Source organism: Nonomuraea cavernae, from assembly GCF_040655715.1.
GTDB classification, from domain to species: Bacteria; Actinomycetota; Actinomycetes; order Streptosporangiales; family Streptosporangiaceae; genus Nonomuraea; species Nonomuraea cavernae_A.
Map to the genome: position 1 here is coordinate 49,355 of NZ_JBFAKL010000026.1, position 15,705 is coordinate 65,059.

17 protein-coding genes are annotated in these 15,705 nt (G+C 72.6%); 7 read left to right on the forward strand and 10 right to left on the reverse strand.

The window, feature by feature from the left end; genetic code table 11:
- Window positions 1-4: 4 nt before the first annotated feature.
- From AB0I38_RS30895 to AB0I38_RS30905, 3 genes are all read right to left on the reverse strand, one after another.
- On the reverse strand, window positions 5-1,513 hold the full coding sequence (locus AB0I38_RS30895) for a serine/threonine-protein kinase (protein WP_358486859.1): 1,509 nt from the start codon (window positions 1,511-1,513) through the stop codon (window positions 5-7).
- Between the two features lie 239 nt (window positions 1,514-1,752).
- Window positions 1,753-2,586, reverse strand: coding sequence for a siderophore-interacting protein (locus AB0I38_RS30900; RefSeq protein WP_358486870.1), 834 nt, complete (start codon window positions 2,584-2,586; stop codon window positions 1,753-1,755).
- 71 nt (window positions 2,587-2,657) lie between these two features.
- Complete coding sequence (locus tag AB0I38_RS30905) at window positions 2,658-3,632, reverse strand: alpha/beta hydrolase (RefSeq protein WP_358486875.1); 975 nt, start codon at window positions 3,630-3,632, stop codon at window positions 2,658-2,660.
- Window positions 3,633-3,761: 129 nt separating this feature from the next.
- Between AB0I38_RS30905 and AB0I38_RS30910 the strand changes: the two genes are divergently transcribed.
- The 3 genes from AB0I38_RS30910 to AB0I38_RS30920 are packed head-to-tail and all read left to right on the forward strand — an operon-like array spanning window position 3,762 to window position 6,197.
- Entirely contained in the window at window positions 3,762-4,649 is an 888-nt protein-coding gene (locus AB0I38_RS30910; RefSeq protein WP_358486884.1) for an ABC transporter permease, read from the forward strand.
- Window positions 4,642-5,430, forward strand: coding sequence for an ABC transporter permease (locus AB0I38_RS30915; protein ID WP_358486892.1), 789 nt, complete (start codon window positions 4,642-4,644; stop codon window positions 5,428-5,430). Before AB0I38_RS30910 ends, AB0I38_RS30915 begins: the two co-directional genes overlap by 8 nt.
- A 2-nt stretch (window positions 5,431-5,432) precedes the next feature.
- On the forward strand, window positions 5,433-6,197 hold the full coding sequence (locus tag AB0I38_RS30920) for an ABC transporter ATP-binding protein (protein ID WP_358486900.1): 765 nt from the start codon (window positions 5,433-5,435) through the stop codon (window positions 6,195-6,197).
- Here the strand turns inward: AB0I38_RS30920 and AB0I38_RS30925 are convergent.
- Window positions 6,191-6,664 (reverse strand): hypothetical protein, encoded by a 474-nt coding sequence (locus tag AB0I38_RS30925; RefSeq protein ID WP_358486905.1) that lies wholly within the window; start codon window positions 6,662-6,664, stop codon window positions 6,191-6,193. The genes AB0I38_RS30920 and AB0I38_RS30925 overlap by 7 nt on opposite strands.
- A gap of 127 nt (window positions 6,665-6,791) precedes the next feature.
- On the opposite strand from AB0I38_RS30925, the gene AB0I38_RS30930 reads away from it, so the two are divergent.
- Together AB0I38_RS30930 and AB0I38_RS30935 are read left to right on the forward strand one after the other, a co-directional pair.
- The gene (locus AB0I38_RS30930; protein WP_358486910.1) at window positions 6,792-7,331 is read left to right on the forward strand and encodes an MFS transporter; all 540 of its coding nucleotides are present in this window, start codon (window positions 6,792-6,794) and stop codon (window positions 7,329-7,331) included.
- Window positions 7,332-7,379: 48 nt separating this feature from the next.
- Window positions 7,380-8,090: a YcnI family copper-binding membrane protein gene (locus AB0I38_RS30935; protein ID WP_358486916.1), complete on the forward strand. Its 711-nt coding sequence runs from the start codon at window positions 7,380-7,382 to the stop codon at window positions 8,088-8,090.
- Between the two features lie 52 nt (window positions 8,091-8,142).
- Here the strand turns inward: AB0I38_RS30935 and AB0I38_RS30940 are convergent, their stop codons facing one another.
- From AB0I38_RS30940 to AB0I38_RS30955, 4 genes are all read right to left on the reverse strand, one after another.
- Complete coding sequence (locus tag AB0I38_RS30940; protein ID WP_358486922.1) at window positions 8,143-8,337, reverse strand: CsbD family protein; 195 nt, start codon at window positions 8,335-8,337, stop codon at window positions 8,143-8,145.
- A gap of 88 nt (window positions 8,338-8,425) precedes the next feature.
- On the reverse strand, window positions 8,426-9,361 hold the full coding sequence (locus AB0I38_RS30945; RefSeq protein ID WP_358486931.1) for an ABC transporter permease: 936 nt from the start codon (window positions 9,359-9,361) through the stop codon (window positions 8,426-8,428).
- Window positions 9,348-10,313: an ABC transporter ATP-binding protein gene (locus tag AB0I38_RS30950; RefSeq protein WP_358486936.1), complete on the reverse strand. Its 966-nt coding sequence runs from the start codon at window positions 10,311-10,313 to the stop codon at window positions 9,348-9,350. The genes AB0I38_RS30945 and AB0I38_RS30950 overlap by 14 nt, the downstream gene beginning before the upstream one ends.
- A 5-nt stretch (window positions 10,314-10,318) precedes the next feature.
- Window positions 10,319-11,458 (reverse strand): LolA family protein, encoded by a 1,140-nt coding sequence (locus AB0I38_RS30955; protein WP_358486940.1) that lies wholly within the window; start codon window positions 11,456-11,458, stop codon window positions 10,319-10,321.
- Between the two features lie 127 nt (window positions 11,459-11,585).
- On the opposite strand from AB0I38_RS30955, the gene AB0I38_RS30960 reads away from it, so the two are divergent.
- Both AB0I38_RS30960 and AB0I38_RS30965 read left to right on the forward strand, forming a co-directional pair.
- Entirely contained in the window at window positions 11,586-12,260 is a 675-nt protein-coding gene (locus AB0I38_RS30960) for a response regulator transcription factor (protein WP_189125443.1), read from the forward strand.
- Window positions 12,253-13,599, forward strand: coding sequence for a sensor histidine kinase (locus AB0I38_RS30965; RefSeq protein ID WP_358486950.1), 1,347 nt, complete (start codon window positions 12,253-12,255; stop codon window positions 13,597-13,599). Before AB0I38_RS30960 ends, AB0I38_RS30965 begins: the two co-directional genes overlap by 8 nt.
- Window positions 13,600-13,694: 95 nt before the next feature.
- Here the strand turns inward: AB0I38_RS30965 and folP are convergent, their stop codons facing one another.
- A complete protein-coding gene (folP, locus tag AB0I38_RS30970; RefSeq protein ID WP_358487404.1) occupies window positions 13,695-14,525 on the reverse strand; it encodes a dihydropteroate synthase in 831 nt (276 codons plus the stop codon).
- A gap of 146 nt (window positions 14,526-14,671) precedes the next feature.
- A complete protein-coding gene (locus AB0I38_RS30975; RefSeq protein WP_358486953.1) occupies window positions 14,672-15,541 on the reverse strand; it encodes a LysR family transcriptional regulator in 870 nt (289 codons plus the stop codon).
- Window positions 15,542-15,705 lie beyond the last annotated feature (164 nt).

Genomic DNA, 15,705 nt, shown 5'->3' on the forward strand with positions numbered 1-15,705 from the left:
GGCATCACGAAGGGCCGGTGGGCGAGGGTGTCGGCGGCACCGTGGGGGTGGCGGAGGGGTCCGGTGACTCGCCGGGCCCCTCCTGCGGGATCGTGGTGATCGACGTGGTGGGTTGCGGGCAGCCGCGCCTGGCCGCGTTGGCGCGGCGTCTGGCCGCCGGGCCGGCGCACGGGTCGCCGTCGTCCTGGCCGCCGGGGTCCCTGGTCACCGGCGGCCGGGAGCCGGTCTGCCGCTCGGGCGTCGGGTCGGGGACCGTGGACGGGCCCCGGGTGCGAGTCCCGGTGACTTGCACGGTGGGCGTGGCGGGCGTGGCGGGCGACCAGGTGCCGGCGCTGGCCGGGACGCCGCCGGTGAGGGTGGCCGGCGGCCGCAGCGTCGAGTCGGCCGTGGCCCTCGGCACGTGCGACTGAACGGCCACCGGGAGGTCGGGCAACGGGGAGCCACCGCCGATGCGCGTGTCACCGCCGCCGGACGCGGCGACCACCGTCACCGCGGCGATCGACACCGTGGCCAGCGCCGCGAAGCCGGCGTGCGACAGGCCGGCCCCGCCCTTGGCCCTGCGCCCGCGCTTGGGCGCGGTGGGCCGCCGGTCGCCGGGCGGCGGCGCCAGGCGCACCCGGCCCCCGCCGGGCGGGTAGGGCACCGGGGTCCAGATCTCCTCCAGCACGCCGGTGACGGCCTCGCGCAGGTCCCACGGGTCGCCCACGCCTCCCGCCGCCAGCAGGGCGCGCAGCAGCTCGGCCGCCTTGGGACGGCCGGCCGGCTCCTTGGCCAGCGCCGCCTCGACGGCGGGCCGCAGCAGCGCGGGCACACCCTCGACGCGCGGATCCTCGACCATGATGCGGCGGGCCAGCACGTCGGCCTCGCCGCCGCCGAACGGATGGCAGCCCGTGGCGGCGAACGCCACCAGACACCCCCAGGCGAACACGTCGGACGCGGGCACCGCGGGCCCTCCGGTCAGCCGCTCGGGCGACACCCAGCCGGGGCTGCCCATGACCTGGCCGGCCTGGGTGTGCGCGGCGAGCGTGTCGACGTCGCGGGCGATGCCGAAGTCGATGACGCGGGGCCCGCCGGTGGACAGCAGCACGTTGCCCGGTTTGAGATCGCGGTGCACCAGCCCGGCGTCGTGCACGGCGACCAGCGCCGCCGCCACCCCGAGCCCCACCCCGTAGGCCAGGTCGGGGGTGAGCGGCCCCCGGACCGCCACGACCTGGGAGAGCGCCGGGCCCGGCACGTATTCGCAGACCAGGTAGGGACGGTCCCGGTCGGTGCCGTCCTCGACGACCGCTGCCGTGCAGAACGGGACGATTCGCCGGGAAAAAGTGACTTCCTCGGCGAAACGGGCGCGCAACGTGGGATCCTTGAGGTGCACGGCATGTGGCGTCTTGAGCGCGACCAGACCACCCCCGGGGTGCTCCGCCAGATAGACCACGCCCATCCCCCCGGTGCCCAGCCGGCCCAGCAGGAGATATCGGCCGATGATCATCGGGTCGCCCACCGTAAGCGGCCTCACGCCTGGAGGCATGTCGCTCGAACCACGCGCCATCCGAGTTTCGCCTCTCCTGTCCGGGACACGGCAAAGCACACTGTGGCCTCATCGGACAGGCGTTTCCGCATGACCTTCAGAAGGGGTATCGCAGGTAAGGCGTTCGTACCCCGATGGTGAGTAAGGGGTGTGGCCTGGCGGTCTGAAGTGGTGTTGCGCCCCTGCCGTGTCCGACGGGAACGATCCGCCAAGCGCGCCCGGAGAGATCAGCCGAGGGCGGCGGCCTCCTCGGCCTCCACCTGGCGGTTCCAGTCCTTCTTCACCGCGCGCCACGCCTCGTCGTCGACCCCGGCGCGCCAGTAGCCGGAGATCGACAGCCGCTCCATCGGCACCCCGCGCTCGACCCTGAGGTGGTGCCGCAGCCGCTTGACGAACCCCGCCTCGCCGTGCACGAAGGCGTGCACGTCACCCTCCGGGAAGGCCAGCGCGGACACGGCCTCCACCAGCGCGTCGCCGAGCGGGCGGTCGTTGCGGTAGAGCCAGGACACCCGCACGTCGGCCGACGCCCCCAGCTTCAGCTCGTCGCGGGGGCCGTCGACCTCCACGAACACATAGGCCGGCACCCCCTCGGACAGCGCCTCGACGGAGGCCGCGATGGCCGGGAGCGCGCTCTCGTCGCCCACCAGCAGGTGCCAGGCCGCCTCCGGGTCCGGCGCGTAGTCGCCTCCCGGCCCCAGCATCATGATCTCGTCGCCGGGGACCGCTCCCGCGGCCCAGGGCCCGGCCAGGCCCTTGTCACCGTGGTGCACGAAGTCGATCGTGAGCTCCAGCGTCTCGGGGTCCCAGGCGCGCACGGTGTAGGTGCGCAGCCGGGGCCAGACCTCGCGCGGCATGGTCTCGCGGACCTGCTTGACACTGAACGGGGCCGGGTAGTCGACCCCCTCGTGCGGGAACACCAGCTTCACGTAGTGGTCGGTGAGCCCCCGCGTCGCGAAGTCGCGCAGGCCGTCACCGCCCAGCACCACCCGGATCATGTGCGGCGTCAACCGCTCGGTGCGCAGCACCACACCCAGATGGTGATCTCTTGGCTTGTCCGTCATCGCCCGGCTCCTCACGGCTTGTTAGGTATACCTAACTTACCGCGCGTTCCCGAGTGCCGGGCGATCTCCGGTCAGGCGGCCGCCGTCTCCCCGCGGGACGAGCCGTCGGCCACGGCGGCGAGGAAGTCGGACATGTGGCGGAAAGAGTGGCGGGCCTCCGGCAGCACGTCCGCCAGGATCGGGAAGACGTGCGGCATCCGCGGCCATTCCTCGTACGTCACCGGCACGCCCCCCTGCCTGGCCCGCAACGCCACCCGCCGCGCCTCGTCGCGGAGCACCTCCGTCGACCCGGTCACGATCATCAGCGGCGGCAGTCCAGTGAAGTCACCGAGCACCGGCGACACCAGCGGGTCGTGCGGGTCGAGGCCCGAGGTCCAGCGGCGCGCCAGCCAGCGCACCCGGCTGGCCGGCAGCATCGGGTCCTGCCAGCGGTTGGCGGTGCGGGGGGTGTCGGTCAGGTCGGTCCAGGGCGACAGGCAGATGGCCGCCGAGGGCAACGGCACGCCGCGGTCGCGCAGCGCCAGCAGCGCGGCCAGCGTGAGGTGACCGCCGGCGGAGTCTCCCGCCAGGATGATGTCCCGCGCGGCGTGCCCGCGTTCCAGCAGGCACGTGTACGCCTCCAGCGCGTCGCTCAGCGAGTCGGCCAGCTTGTGGATCGGGCCCTGGCGGTAGTCGAGCGCGAGCACGGGCCGGCCGGCCACCGCCGACAGACGCCAGGTGATGGACCGGTGCGTCTTCGGCGAGCAGAAGAAGTAGCCGCCGCCGTGGAAGTAGAGCAGCACCTTCGACTCGTCCAGCTCCTGCCCCGCACGCACCCACTCGCCGCCGCACGTGCCGGAGCTGTGCGGCAGGATGCCGACGTGCTCGGGCGCGGAGTGCGGCACCATCAGCACGAGGTCGCCCAGGCGGGAGGCGCAGTCGAGCGCCAGCGTGTGACGCATGAGCAGGCTGGAGACCGGCTTCAGCGTGCCGCGCATCAGTCCGGTGAGCGCGCGCGCCTGCCAGCTGAGGGGATAGTCCGGAGTGACGTCCCTGTCGATGTGCATGCTCGGGCCTCCGAAGAATCCTTTCCCCGCGGAACGCCGCTCTACTCACAAGTATGTATCTCATCGCTTACCTGGATGTTTCGGGCAGGTATCGCGCGCCGGTTCCGGGTTGATATCTCGTTGCGCGAGGTGAGCCGGAACGCGCATAATCCAGGGCTCCCACTGGCCGGCCCACGCAGCGACCCGGGCACGGTACGCCACCACGTCATCACGCTCCGGAGGTGCGCCACGATCCCCCTCTACGCGCGGCTGGTCCGGTACGGCTTCCGCAAGCACGCCACCTATGTCGGGGCCGCGCTCGCCGGCGCCTTCACCAACAGCGTGTTCGGCGTGCTACGCGCCTACGTCCTGATCGCGCTCTGGCAGGCCAGGCCCGGCCTGGCCGGCTACGACATGATCGACGCCGTCACGTTCTGCTTCGTCACCCAGGCCTGCATCGGCCCCATGCAGCTCTTCGGCGGCGGGCTGACCCTCACCGAGCGGATCCGCACCGGCGACATCGCGCTCGACCTCGTCCGGCCCGCCTCGCTGCAGCTCTGGTCGATGGCCGAGGACCTGGGCCGGGCGGCCTACCTGTTCCTGGTGCGCGGCGTACCGCCGATGCTGCTGGGCGCCGCGCTGTTCGGCATCGTGGTCCCGGCCGGCGCCGGGCGCTGGGCGGGCATCTTCGCGAGCGTCCTGGCCGGGATCGCGGTCAGCTTCGCCTGGCGCTACCTGGTCGCGCTGTCGGTCTGCTGGCTGGCCGACGACCGGGGTGTGGCCGTCTTCTCTCTCGTGCTCACGACCCTGTTCAGCGGCCTGCTGCTGCCGCTCGCGCTGTTCCCCGGGGCGCTGGGCGAGGTGGCGAGGGCGCTGCCGTGGGCGGCCATGGCGCAGGCGCCCGCCGACGTCTACCTCGGCAAGGCGCCGGCCCTTCCGACGCTGGCGTTCCAGGCGGCCTGGGCCGCGGCGCTGCTCGGGCTGGGCGCGCTCGGCACCCGGGCGATCCGCCACAAGGTGGTGATCCAGGGTGGTTAGCACCTACCTCCTGCTGGCCTGGACCTGGACCCGCGCCGCGTTCGCCTACCGCGCGTCGTTCGCCATCATGGCCGTGCTCGGCCTGGTCCTGGCCTCCGCCGACGTGGCCGTGATCCTGATCGTCTTCGCCAACACCACCTCGCTGGCGGGCTTCTCCCGCGAGGAGGTCCTCTTCCTGTACGGCACCGCCAACCTCGCGTTCACGCTGTGCGACCTGATCGCCGGCAACCTCGACCGGATCAGCCAGCACATCCGGACGGGCACCTTCGACACCATGCTGATCCGCCCGGTGAGCACCTGGATCCAGGTGGCGACGGACCGCATGAACCCCACCCGCGCCACCCGGGTCCTGCAGGCCGCCGCCGCCCTCGGCTACGCGCTGGCCGTGCTCGACCTCGACGGGCGCCGGCTCTGGATGGTGCCGGTCATGGTCGTTTCGGGCACCGTCATCTTCGCCTCGCTGTGGACCCTGGCCGGGGCGGCGCAGTTCGTGCTGACCGACGCCCCGGAGGTGGTCAACGCCTTCACCTACGGCAGCGGCCAGCTCACCCAGTATCCGTTCAGCATCTACGGCCGCGACCTGGTGCGCGGCGTGACCTACGCGCTGCCGCTGGCGTTCGTCAACTGGCAGCCCGGTCTGTACGTGCTGGACAGGGACGATCCGTTCGGCACGCCCGGCTTCATGCGGTTCCTCGGCCCGGTCGCGGCCGTGGTGCTGGTGCTGGCCGCCGCCTCCGCCTGGCGATGGGGCATCCGACGCTACACCTCCACGGGGAGTTGACCATGATCGAAGTCGACCGGGCCGGCCGCTCGTTCAAGGTGCGGCGCGCCGTCGTGCACGCCGTACGAGATCTGTCGTTCAGCGTCGAGCCGGGTGAGTTCGTCGGCTGCCTCGGCCCCAACGGCGCGGGGAAGTCCACCACGATCAAGATGCTCTGCGGCATCCTCACGCCCACGTCGGGAAGGGTGCGGGTGGCCGGGCTGGACCCGTCGCGCAGGCGCGCCACGCTGGCACGGCACATCGGCGTGGTGTTCGGGCAGCGGACGACCCTGTGGTGGGACCTGCCGCTCAGCGACAGCTTCGAGCTGATCCGGCTCCTTTACAAAGTAGATCGACAAGCCTTCGCGCGGCGGCTCGGGGAGCTGACCGAGACGCTCGGGCTGGGCGGCTTCCTCCGCACGCCGGTGCGTCAGCTCAGCCTGGGCCAGCGGATGCGCGGCGACCTGGCCGCCGCGCTGCTGCACGCGCCCGAGGTGCTGGTGCTGGACGAGCCGACGATCGGGCTGGACGTGGTGAGCAAGGCCGGCATCCGCGAGTTCCTGCTGCGGGTCAACGCCGAGCGGGGCACGACCGTGCTGCTGACCACCCACGACCTCGGCGACATCGAGCGGCTCTGCCGCCGGGTCATGCTGATCGACCACGGGCGGCTGGCGTTCGACGGGTCACTGGCCGACCTGATGGCCACGGCTCCCGGCCGGTCGTCGATCGAGGACGTGGTCACCGCCCTCTACACCGGGCCGGGCACGGCCGGCCCGAGGGATCAGTAGTAGCCGCCCTGCGGGCTCTCCTCGTAGTCGTCGTCGAGGTCGTCATGCCGCCGCGCCCACCGGGAGGGCATCAGCACGGGGATGAACATGGCCACGCCGAGCAGCGCGAACGCCCCCGTGGAGAGCAGCGTCTTCGCGCCGAATCCGGCGTCCCTGATCAGCTGGTTCACCGACGGCTGGTCGGGGACGAGGGACAGGGCGCGGTTCATGTCGAGGGCGTACACGACCGTCCACGCCAGCAGCGCCATCGCCGGCAGGAACGTGGCCAGCGGCGAGACGCGGCCCGCCACCACCAGGCCCACGACCAGGCCGACCGCGGCCATCGCGCCGAGCGCGATCCACAGCTTCTGGCCGCCGGCGGGGCCGGCCTGCGCACTGCCCATCGCCTGCTGGACGGCCCATCCTCCGCCTCCCACCACGGCCGCCGTGACCACGATCCCGATGAGCAGACCAGCGAAATGCCGCAACGTTCTCACCCCAAGTCGATGTGTCGGCTCGACCTTAGCGACAAAAGCCGTAAATCAACCAGGTATTGGGCAGCTTGCCAGTAGCCGTCCCTTCGAAGGGGCGCGCGTGAGAACATGTGGCACACTCATGCGCGCCGAACTTCCCCTGAGGCTCGCGCGGACGGCCGTCTTCGCCGCCGTCTGCGTGACGCTCGCCGCGCTGGCGCACGCGGTGGGCGGCGGCTCCACACCCGCTCCGTGGGCCGCGGCGCTCGGTGTCGGCACGGTCTTCACGCTGGCCCTGGCGCTGGGCGGCCGGGAGCGCTCGACCGCCACGATCAACATCGCGCTGGTCTGCGCGCAACTGGGGCTGCACGAGCTGTTCGGCGGCGACGACGGCACCGGCTATGTCGTGGCCCACCTCCACGGGCGGGGCTTCGGCAACGACGTCGGCATGCTGCTGGCCCACCTGACGGCCACCCTGCTCACCGGCTGGTGGCTGGCACGCGGCGAGGCCGCGCTGTGGGCGACGCTGCGCCGCCTGGTCCGCCCCCTCGTCCTGCGGTGGCCGACGCCCCTCCCCTCCGCGCACCCGGCCGCCCCCGTCATCGTGCGGGTGCGCGTCGTCCCGCCCGATCCGGCGCTGCGGCACTCGGTCGTCAGGCGTGGTCCTCCACTTCCCGCCTGATCGCCGACACCCCCGTTACTTCCTCAACCAGTCAAGTGGAGATTCGCCATGTCCTTCGTTCGCCGTGCCGCGACGGTGCTCGCCGCCGCCACCGCCGTCACCATCGGCCTCTCGCTGCCCGCCCTCGCCCACGTCACCATCAACCCGGGCACCGCCGAGCAGGGCGGGTTCACCAAGGTCGCCTTCCGGGTGCCCAACGAGCGCGACGACGCCTCGACCGTGAAGATCGAGGTCTCCTTCCCCATCGAGCACCCGCTGGCGTTCGTCTCGGTCAAGCCGGTGCCGGGGTGGAGCGTCAAGGTCACCGAGAGCAAGCTGCCCTCGCCGGTCAAGACCGAGTACGGCGAGCTCACCGAGTCGGTCAGCAAGGTCGTCTGGGAAGGCGGCAAGATCGGCAAGGGTGAGTTCCAGGAGTTCGAGGTGTCCATGGGCCGCCTGCCCGAGGGCGTCGACCAGTTGCTCTTCCCGACCAAGCAGACCTACTCCGGCGGCGAGGTCGTCGACTGGTCCGAGGCGCCCAAGACCGACGGCACCGAAGCCGGGCACCCCGCCCCGCTGCTGAAGCTCACGCCCGCCGCCAAGGAGGGGGCCACGGCGGCCGTCTCGGCCACGGCCGGCGCGGCGCCCCAGATGACGCGGGTGGCCACGGTCACGGCCGCCTCCGACGGCACCGCTCGCGTGCTGGGCGGCGCCGGGCTCGCGCTGGGCTTGATCGGCCTCGTGGTGGCCGCCCTCGCGCTGCGCCGGCGCTCGGCATGACAGACGGACGGCGGGCGCCCGGCCGGGGCGCCCGCCGTCCGCGGTGCCTGCCTCACTTCTTGAAGGTGTCCTTGACCTTTTTGCCGGCGTCCTTGACCTTCTCACCCGCCTGCTTGATGCCGCCCTTGGTCTGCTCGGCGCGGCCCTCGGCCTGAAGCCGCTCGTCGTCGGTGAGGTCTCCCACGTTCTCCTTGGCCCGGCCCTTGAGCTCCTCGGCCTTGTGCGCGAACTTGTCGTCGGTTCCCATGTCGGGTGCCTCTCTGTCGTGGTTTCGTTGGCCAGGACTCCCCTATCCGGACAGGTCGGGAGGAAACGTCCAGTACCAGGGGCACCCGTCAGGAGGTGATGTCCTTGCCGGAGAAACGCGCCCAGGCCACGGAAGCGGACAGCACGATGTAGGCGCCGAACGTGAGCAGCCCCTCCGACATGGCGCCGAAGTCGATCGGGCTGCGCAGCGCCCCGTCGAAACCCGTCCAGCGCGCCGGCAGCAGGTAGTCGGCCAGGCCGTCGAACTGCGGGATGGCGCGCAGCACCTGCGAGACGATGACGATGACCACGGTGCCCGCGACCGCCCCGATGGACACCTCGGTGAACGTCGACAGCGCCAGCGCGACCGCGGCCAGCGCGGCCATCCCGGCGCCGACGTAACCGACGCTGATCAGGATCCGCAGCAGCCCCTCGGCCATCGACACGGTGGTGCCCGACAGCAGCGTCACCGGCCCGACCGGGAACATGATCAGCCCGGTCGCCAGCGCGGCCAGCGCCACCACGGCGGTCACGGCGAAGGAGAAGACCACCGCGTTGAGGTACTTGACCACCAGCAGCCGGGTGCGCCCGGCGGGAGCCGCCAGCAGGTAGCGCAGCGTCCCGGTGCCCGCCTCGCCGGCGATCGCGTCGCCCGCGACCATGGCGACCGCGACCGGCATCAGCAGCACGACGAGGAACGACAGCGACGCGAACGTCAGCATGAGGCTGTTGCCCGCGACCGACGTCACGATCCCGCCCATCTCCGCGTCGGCCGCGACGAGCCGCAGCGCCACCCCCATGACGACGGGCACGCCGGCCAGCACCGCGAGCATCCACAGGTTGCGCGGGCGGCGGAAGGTCAGGCCCAGCTCGGAGCCGAGCAGCCGCCAGAACGCCCAGGGGGCGCGCTCCGGCAGCACCGCGCGCGGCGACGGCTCGGGCGGCCGGCGCTCGGTGGTGCGCAGGGTCTCGGCCACCGGTACGAGCCCCGGTGTCCTGCGCGTCCGCGTCTCAGCCGTCGACATCGAATCCCTCTCCCGTCAGTCCGACGAACACGTCCTCCAGGCTCGGCCGTACGACCGCGAGCCCCCGCACGGCGACGCCCTCGCCGACCAGCGCGGCGTTGACCCGCTCGGGCGCCTGGCCGCCGAGCTCGGCCGTGACCTCCCCGTCCATGGCGCGCACGTCGGCCAGGCCGAGCGTGGCGAGCACCCGCGCGGCGTCGGCCGTGTCGGGCGTCTCGATCCTGACGCGGCTGACCTGGCCGCCGCTGAGCGAGGCGATCGTGCCCTGCCCGACCAGCCGGCCGGTACTCATGATCGCGGCATGGGTGCACATCTGCTCGACCTCGGCCAGCAGGTGCGAGGAGACGAAGACGGTGGTGCCGTCGGCGGCGATCTCCTTGACCAGCGCGCGTACCTCGCGGGTGCCCTGCGGGTCGAGCCCGTTGGTCGGCTCGTCGAGGACGAGCAGCTCGCGCGGCCCGAGCAGGGCCGCGGCGATGGCCAGGCGCTGGCGCATGCCGAGCGAGTAGTTGCGGTAACGCTTGCCCGCCGCGGCGCCGAGTCCGACCCGGTCGAGCGCCTCGCCGACGCGCCGCCTGACGGTGGCGCCGGAGGCGGTGGGGTCGGCGGCGTCGAAGCGGCGCAGGTTGGCCTCGCCCGACAGGTAGGGGTAGAAGGCGGGGCCCTCGACCAGCGCCCCCACCCTCGGCAGCGCGCCGGCCAGCGGCAGGCCGAGCAGGGTGTGCTCGCCGGCGGTGGGCGCGACGAGGCCGAGCAGCATCCGGATGGTCGTGGTCTTGCCCGAGCCGTTGGGCCCGAGGAAGCCGTAGACCGATCCGCGCGGCACGTCGAGGTCGAGGGAGTCGACCGCGACCTGGCCGCCGCGGAAGCGCTTGGTCAGGCCGCGCGTGACGATGGCGGCCTCGGCGGAGGGCGGGGCCGCCCCGAAGGGCGCCCCCGCTTCGCGCGTCATGGCGGTCACTTGGTGCCCGCCACCCGGACGATCTCCTCCGGAGTGACCGCGCCGGCCAGCAGGCGGCCGTCGTCGGTCAGCAGGACCGTGACCAGCTTGGTGGTGATCAGCTTGCCCGAGCCCCACGTCCCGCTCACCGGGGTGGCGGACTTGAGCACGCCGTCCAGGAGCGCGCCGGCCTCCGCCGCGTCGCCCTGGCCGCCGGACGCCTCGGCCGGCGAGCCGAGGTCCGGCATCGGGACCTCCGCCACGGCGCCCCAGCCCTCACCGACGACCTTCAGGTCCTTGGCGTCCCCGGTGTGCTCGCCAGTGTGCTCGCCGGCCTTGCCGGCGACCTCCTCGCCGAGGGACCGCTCCTGCACCTTGGCCCCGGCGGGCGGGGTGAAGGTGAAGTTCTCCTCGGCGGGCGGGGTGAACGTCACCTGGGTGAAGCCCACCTCGAAGGCCGGCTCGGCCGAGCCCTTGGCGTACACCTGCACCCGCAGCGGGACGTAGGTCTCGCCGTCGAGCGCCAGGCGCACCTCCTGCACCAGCGAGGTCTCGGCCTTCGGCCGCAGCACCAGCTGGTAGGCGGGACGGCCCGCCACCGCGGCGGTGTTGGTGACGCCGATCGCGGTGTGCTCGTCGGCCTCGGCCAGCACCTTCGCCGCCGCGGCCTGCGGGGTCAGATCGGACGGCGTGGGCATGCGCGTGGCCGATTCGTGCGTCCAGCCGCCCGTCTTGACCTTGACCCTGGTGGCGGTGTTGCCGTCGCTGTCCCAATACCAGGCCTCGTCGCCGTTGACGATGAGGTTGGTCTCGTTCATATGGGTCGGCATCGCCACCCTGAGCTTGTCCTGCGCGCCGTACCAGACCTTCACCTCGTGCGAGCCCGACAGCAGGGCGAGGGGGGACTCGCCGCCCATCTGGGGCAGCGCGGGCAGGCCGAGTGACGCGGTCTGCCGGACGGTGCCGGACATCGGCAGCGGGCCGCCGGTTCTCTCGACGGCGGTCACGGCGTCGGCGAGCAGTTGCTGCGCCGAACGCTCGGGCAGCGCCGGATCGCCACTGACCGCGGCGACGACAGGGCCCGCGCCGATCGCGGCTCCGATCACGGCGGCGGCGGCGATCGGGACCCCCCACCTCACGAACGTGCCTTTTCGCATCTCACTCCTTAACGGTATGTCGATGACCACAGCCTGCGTGATGCATCCTTAGGCGAACCTGAGACAGCCTGAGACCCCTCTCAGCCTTCTCAGCGTCGTCTCAGGGCGGGAGCGGGAGGATCGGGGCATGAGAGTACTTGTCGTCGAGGACGAGAGGCGGATGGCGGCCGCGTTGCAGCGGGGGCTGCGGGCCGAGGGCTTCTCCGTCGACCTCGCCCACGACGGCGAGCAGGGGCTGCACGAGGCCAGGCACGGCGACTACGACGTGGTGGTGCTCGACATCATGCTGCCCCGGCTGTCCGGCTACAACGTGTGCAAGCAGCTGCGCGCCGAGGAGAACTGGGTGCCGATCCTGATGCTGTCGGCCAAGGACGGCGAGTACGACATGGCCGACGGGCTCGACCTGGGCGCCGACGACTACCTGACCAAGCCGTTCTCCTACGTGGTGCTGGTGGCCAGGCTGCGCGCGCTGCTGCGGCGCGACTCCGGGCGGCGGCCGGCGGTGCTGGCGGCGGGCGACCTGTCGCTCGACCCGGCCCGGCGCAGGGTGCTGCGCGGCGAGAGCCCGATCGAGCTGACGCCCCGGGAGTTCGCGCTGCTCGAATACCTGCTGCGCAGGCGGGAGGAGGTCGTGTCGAAGACCGACATCCTGGAGCACGTCTGGGACACCTTCGACACCGATCCCAATGTGGTCGAGGTGTACGTCGGCTACCTGCGGCGCAAGATCGACGTCCCGTTCGGCCGCAACTCCCTGCAGACCGTGCGCGGCGCGGGCTACCGGCTGGCCGGCGACGGTGGCTGACTCCCCCTATGCCTGGTGGCGGCGGCAGGGGCTGAGGTTCAGGCTGACCGTGGTGGCCGCCACGGTGCTCGCCCTGGCCCTGGCCGTGTCTGCGTCGGTGCTGCTCACCGTGCTCGACCGGACCCTGATCGACACGGTCGACGACTCGACGCGCGAGCAGGCCCAGACCGTACGGGTGCAGGCCGACGCGGGCACGCTGACCACCCCGATCACCACCCACGACGGCACGATCGTGCAGGTGATCGACGCCGCGGGCCGCATCACGCACGTCACCTACGGCGCCGACCGGCTGGTGCCCCTGCTCGGCGACCACGACAGGGAGCGGGTGCTGCGCGAGGGCAGCGCGACGTTCGCCGACGGCCGGCCCTACGCGATCCCGGGGCCGCTGCGGGTGGTGGTGCTCCGCGCCGACCACGGGCAGACGGTGATCGCCGCCCGGCCGGTGGGCGAGATCCAGACCAGTCTCGATACGGCCACCAGGGTGCTGTTCGTGGGCACACCGCTGCTGATCGTGCTGCTGGCCGTGGCCAGCTGGCTGATCATCGGCCGGACGCTGCGCCCGATCACCGCGCTGCGCCGGGGCGCGGCGGAGATCACGCACACGGCCAGGTCGCGCCGGCTGCCGGTGCCCGAGTCGCGCGACGAGGTGCACTGGCTGGCGACCACGCTCAACGGCATGCTGGCCCGGCTGGAGGAGGCCGAGCAGCGCCAGCGCGCGCTGGTCTCCGACGCCGCCCACGAGCTGCGCAGCCCGCTGGCCAGCATCCGGCTGCAGCTGGAGGTGGCGCTCGGCCATCCGGAGGGGCAGGACTGGCCGGAGACCGCCGAGGGCGTGCTGGAGGACGCGATGCGGCTGTCGCGGCTGGCCGAGGACCTGCTCGCGCTGGCCCGCCTCGACGAGCGCGGCGGCGTGCCCGCCAGGAACGAGCCGGTCCACCTCGACGAGGTGGTCCGGCAGAGCGCCGAGCGCCACGGCGAGGTCAGGCTGACCGTGTGCGACCCGGTGCTGGTCCGGGGTGACGCGCTCGACCTGAGCCGGGTGCTGACCAACCTGGTGGACAACGCCGTACGGCACACCTCGTCCAAGGTGGAGGTGGCGCTGACCGCCGACGGGGTGCTGACCGTGACCGACGACGGTCCGGGCATCCCGGAGGAGGACCGGGAGCGGGTGTTCAACCGGTTCACCCGGCTCGACTCGGGACGCAGCCGCGACGAGGGCGGCGCCGGGCTGGGCCTGGCGATCGTCCGCGAGACCGTGCGCGCGCACGGCGGCGTGGTGACCCTGGAGGACGCCGGGCCGGGGCTGCGCGCCGTGGTGCGGCTGCCCGTGGCCAGGTGAGCCCGCTCAGGTCCGGGTCGACCGGCCTCAGGTGCGGGTGCGTCCGCACGGGTGAGGCCGCACGGATGAGGCCGCGCAGGTGAGGCGGGCGCCGGTCAGGTGAGGCGGGCCAGCTCCGCGAGCGCCGCCGTGGCCGAGGCCGCGTCGTGCACGCGGAAGACCCGCGCGCCGAGCAGGGCGGAGATCGCCAGGGTGGCGATCGTGCCCGCGTGCCGCCGCTCGACCGGCAACCCGCCCAGCGTCTCGCCGACGAAGTCCTTGTTGGACACGGCGACCAGCACCGGCCAGCCGGTGGCGGTCATCTCGCCGAGCCGGCGGCTGACCTCCAGCGAGTGGAAGGTGTTCTTGCCGAAGTCGTGGGCCGGGTCGATGAGAATCGACTCGCGCGGCACCCCGGCGGCGACGGCCTTCTCGGCCAGGGCGGTGGTGTAGGAGACGACGTCGGCCACCACGTCGGTGTAGGCGATGCGGTGCGGTCGGGTGCGGGGCCGGACCCGACCGGCGTGCGCGCAGACCAGCCCGATGCCGTGCCTGGCGGCCACCTCGGCCAGGCCGGGGTCGACGCCGCCCCAGGTGTCGTTGAGCAGGTCGGCGCCGGCCCTGGCGACCACCTCGCCGACCTCGGCACGCCAGGTGTCGACGCTGACGAGCAGCCGGGGATGCCGCTCACGGACGGCCTCGACCAGGTCGGCGACGCGGCGGATCTCCTCGCGGGCGTCGACCTCGTCGCCGGGACCGGCCTTGACGCCGCCGATGTCGACGATGTCGGCGCCGCCCTCGACCGCCCGGTCCACCGCCTCGATCGCGGCGTCGAAGCCGTAGGTGCGGCCCTTGTCGAAGAAGGAGTCGGGCGTGCGGTTGACCACGGCCATCACGGCGTGCTCCCCCGGGCCGAACTCCCGGCCACGCAGGCGCAGAGTGCTCATCATCGGCGAGCGTACCGCGCCGTCCGCGACGCGGTACGGCGGGGCGAGCGCGCGCCGATGGCGGGCCTCGTACGGGGAACGGGTCGCGCGGCCCCACATGGCGGGGCGTGGTGTGAGGAGAGAGCGGCGCGGCCGCGGCCGAGCGGTCAGGCGGCGGTGCCCTTCTCCGCGGTGGACAGGAAGTCCTGGGCGATCAGCGGCAGGCGACGGCGGGCGTGCACCACGGCGATGACGCGCCGCACGGCCGGATCGAGCGAGCGCACCACGAGGCCCGCCCTGCCCGCCTGCTCGGCCATGCCGCGATACCACAGCAGGGAGGCCTGACCGCTGCGCGCGGCCTTGAGCCAGCCGTTGCGTTCGTCGGTCTCGAGCACGACCACGGGGTTGACGGCGTACTTGCCGAACATCGCGTCGAGCTCCCTGCGCCGGACGCTGCCGCGGGCGGGCAGGGCCAGGCGCATGCCGTCGAGCCGGCCCATGGGCACGGGATTGGGCAGTTCGAGGCCGGGCGGGGAGATCAGCACGATCTCCTGGCGTTCGAGCGGGTGGGTGACGAGATCGGTGGGCACCGGCAGGTCGGTCAGCCCGAGATCGGCCCGCTGCTCCCTGATGGCGCTGACGACGGCCTCACGGCCCTCGCAGCGCACGATGTGGACGCGGACCCCGGGATGCTCGGCCGCGTAGGCGGGCAGCAGCCGCCCGGCGAGGCCGGGCTCCAGGCTCGGGGTGGAGGCGATGCGCAGCTCCGCCTCCGCCGATCCGGTGTGGTTGGCCAGGCCCTCGATCTCGCGTACGGCGTCGAGTGCCTCCCGGGCGAGTTTGACCACGCGGCGGCCCTGTGCGGTGACCACGACGCCACGTCCCGACCGGGCGAAGAGCGTCATGCCGAGCTCGCGTTCCAGATCCCGGATCGCGCGCGAAAGCGCAGGCTGCGCGATGTAGAGCGACCTGGCCGCGTCAGTCATGGTGCGGTGCTCCGCAGTCGCGACCACGTAGCGGAGCTGCTGGAGGTTCATGCCAAAGAAGCTAGGACAACGCCTGCCGCGCGGTGGGGAACATAGCGGAGATCACCTCGAATGATTTCGGACTGTAACCGAGCGCTGTCACATCCGTGACGGGTGATAAATCAGTATGCTTCTGCCCCAAATTTGACAAAGGTCCGGGAAGCGATCACACAAGT

What these genes read in the sequence shown, in the direction of transcription:
- AB0I38_RS30900 (WP_358486870.1), bottom strand. Translation starts at nt 2,586, where the DNA reads ATGACGGACAAGCCAAGAGATCACCATCTGGGTGTGGTGCTGCGCACC.
- AB0I38_RS30905 (WP_358486875.1), bottom strand. Translation starts at nt 3,632, where the DNA reads ATGCACATCGACAGGGACGTCACTCCGGACTATCCCCTCAGCTGGCAG.
- AB0I38_RS30920 (WP_358486900.1), top strand. Translation starts at nt 5,433, where the DNA reads ATGATCGAAGTCGACCGGGCCGGCCGCTCGTTCAAGGTGCGGCGCGCC.
- AB0I38_RS30930 (WP_358486910.1), top strand. Translation starts at nt 6,792, where the DNA reads ATGCGCGCCGAACTTCCCCTGAGGCTCGCGCGGACGGCCGTCTTCGCC.
- AB0I38_RS30935 (WP_358486916.1), top strand. Translation starts at nt 7,380, where the DNA reads ATGTCCTTCGTTCGCCGTGCCGCGACGGTGCTCGCCGCCGCCACCGCC.
- AB0I38_RS30940 (WP_358486922.1), bottom strand. Translation starts at nt 8,337, where the DNA reads ATGGGAACCGACGACAAGTTCGCGCACAAGGCCGAGGAGCTCAAGGGC.
- AB0I38_RS30945 (WP_358486931.1), bottom strand. Translation starts at nt 9,361, where the DNA reads ATGTCGACGGCTGAGACGCGGACGCGCAGGACACCGGGGCTCGTACCG.
- AB0I38_RS30950 (WP_358486936.1), bottom strand. Translation starts at nt 10,313, where the DNA reads ATGACGCGCGAAGCGGGGGCGCCCTTCGGGGCGGCCCCGCCCTCCGCC.
- AB0I38_RS30955 (WP_358486940.1), bottom strand. Translation starts at nt 11,458, where the DNA reads ATGCGAAAAGGCACGTTCGTGAGGTGGGGGGTCCCGATCGCCGCCGCC.
- AB0I38_RS30960 (WP_189125443.1), top strand. Translation starts at nt 11,586, where the DNA reads ATGAGAGTACTTGTCGTCGAGGACGAGAGGCGGATGGCGGCCGCGTTG.
- folP (WP_358487404.1), bottom strand. Translation starts at nt 14,525, where the DNA reads ATGAGCACTCTGCGCCTGCGTGGCCGGGAGTTCGGCCCGGGGGAGCAC.
- AB0I38_RS30975 (WP_358486953.1), bottom strand. Translation starts at nt 15,541, where the DNA reads ATGAACCTCCAGCAGCTCCGCTACGTGGTCGCGACTGCGGAGCACCGC.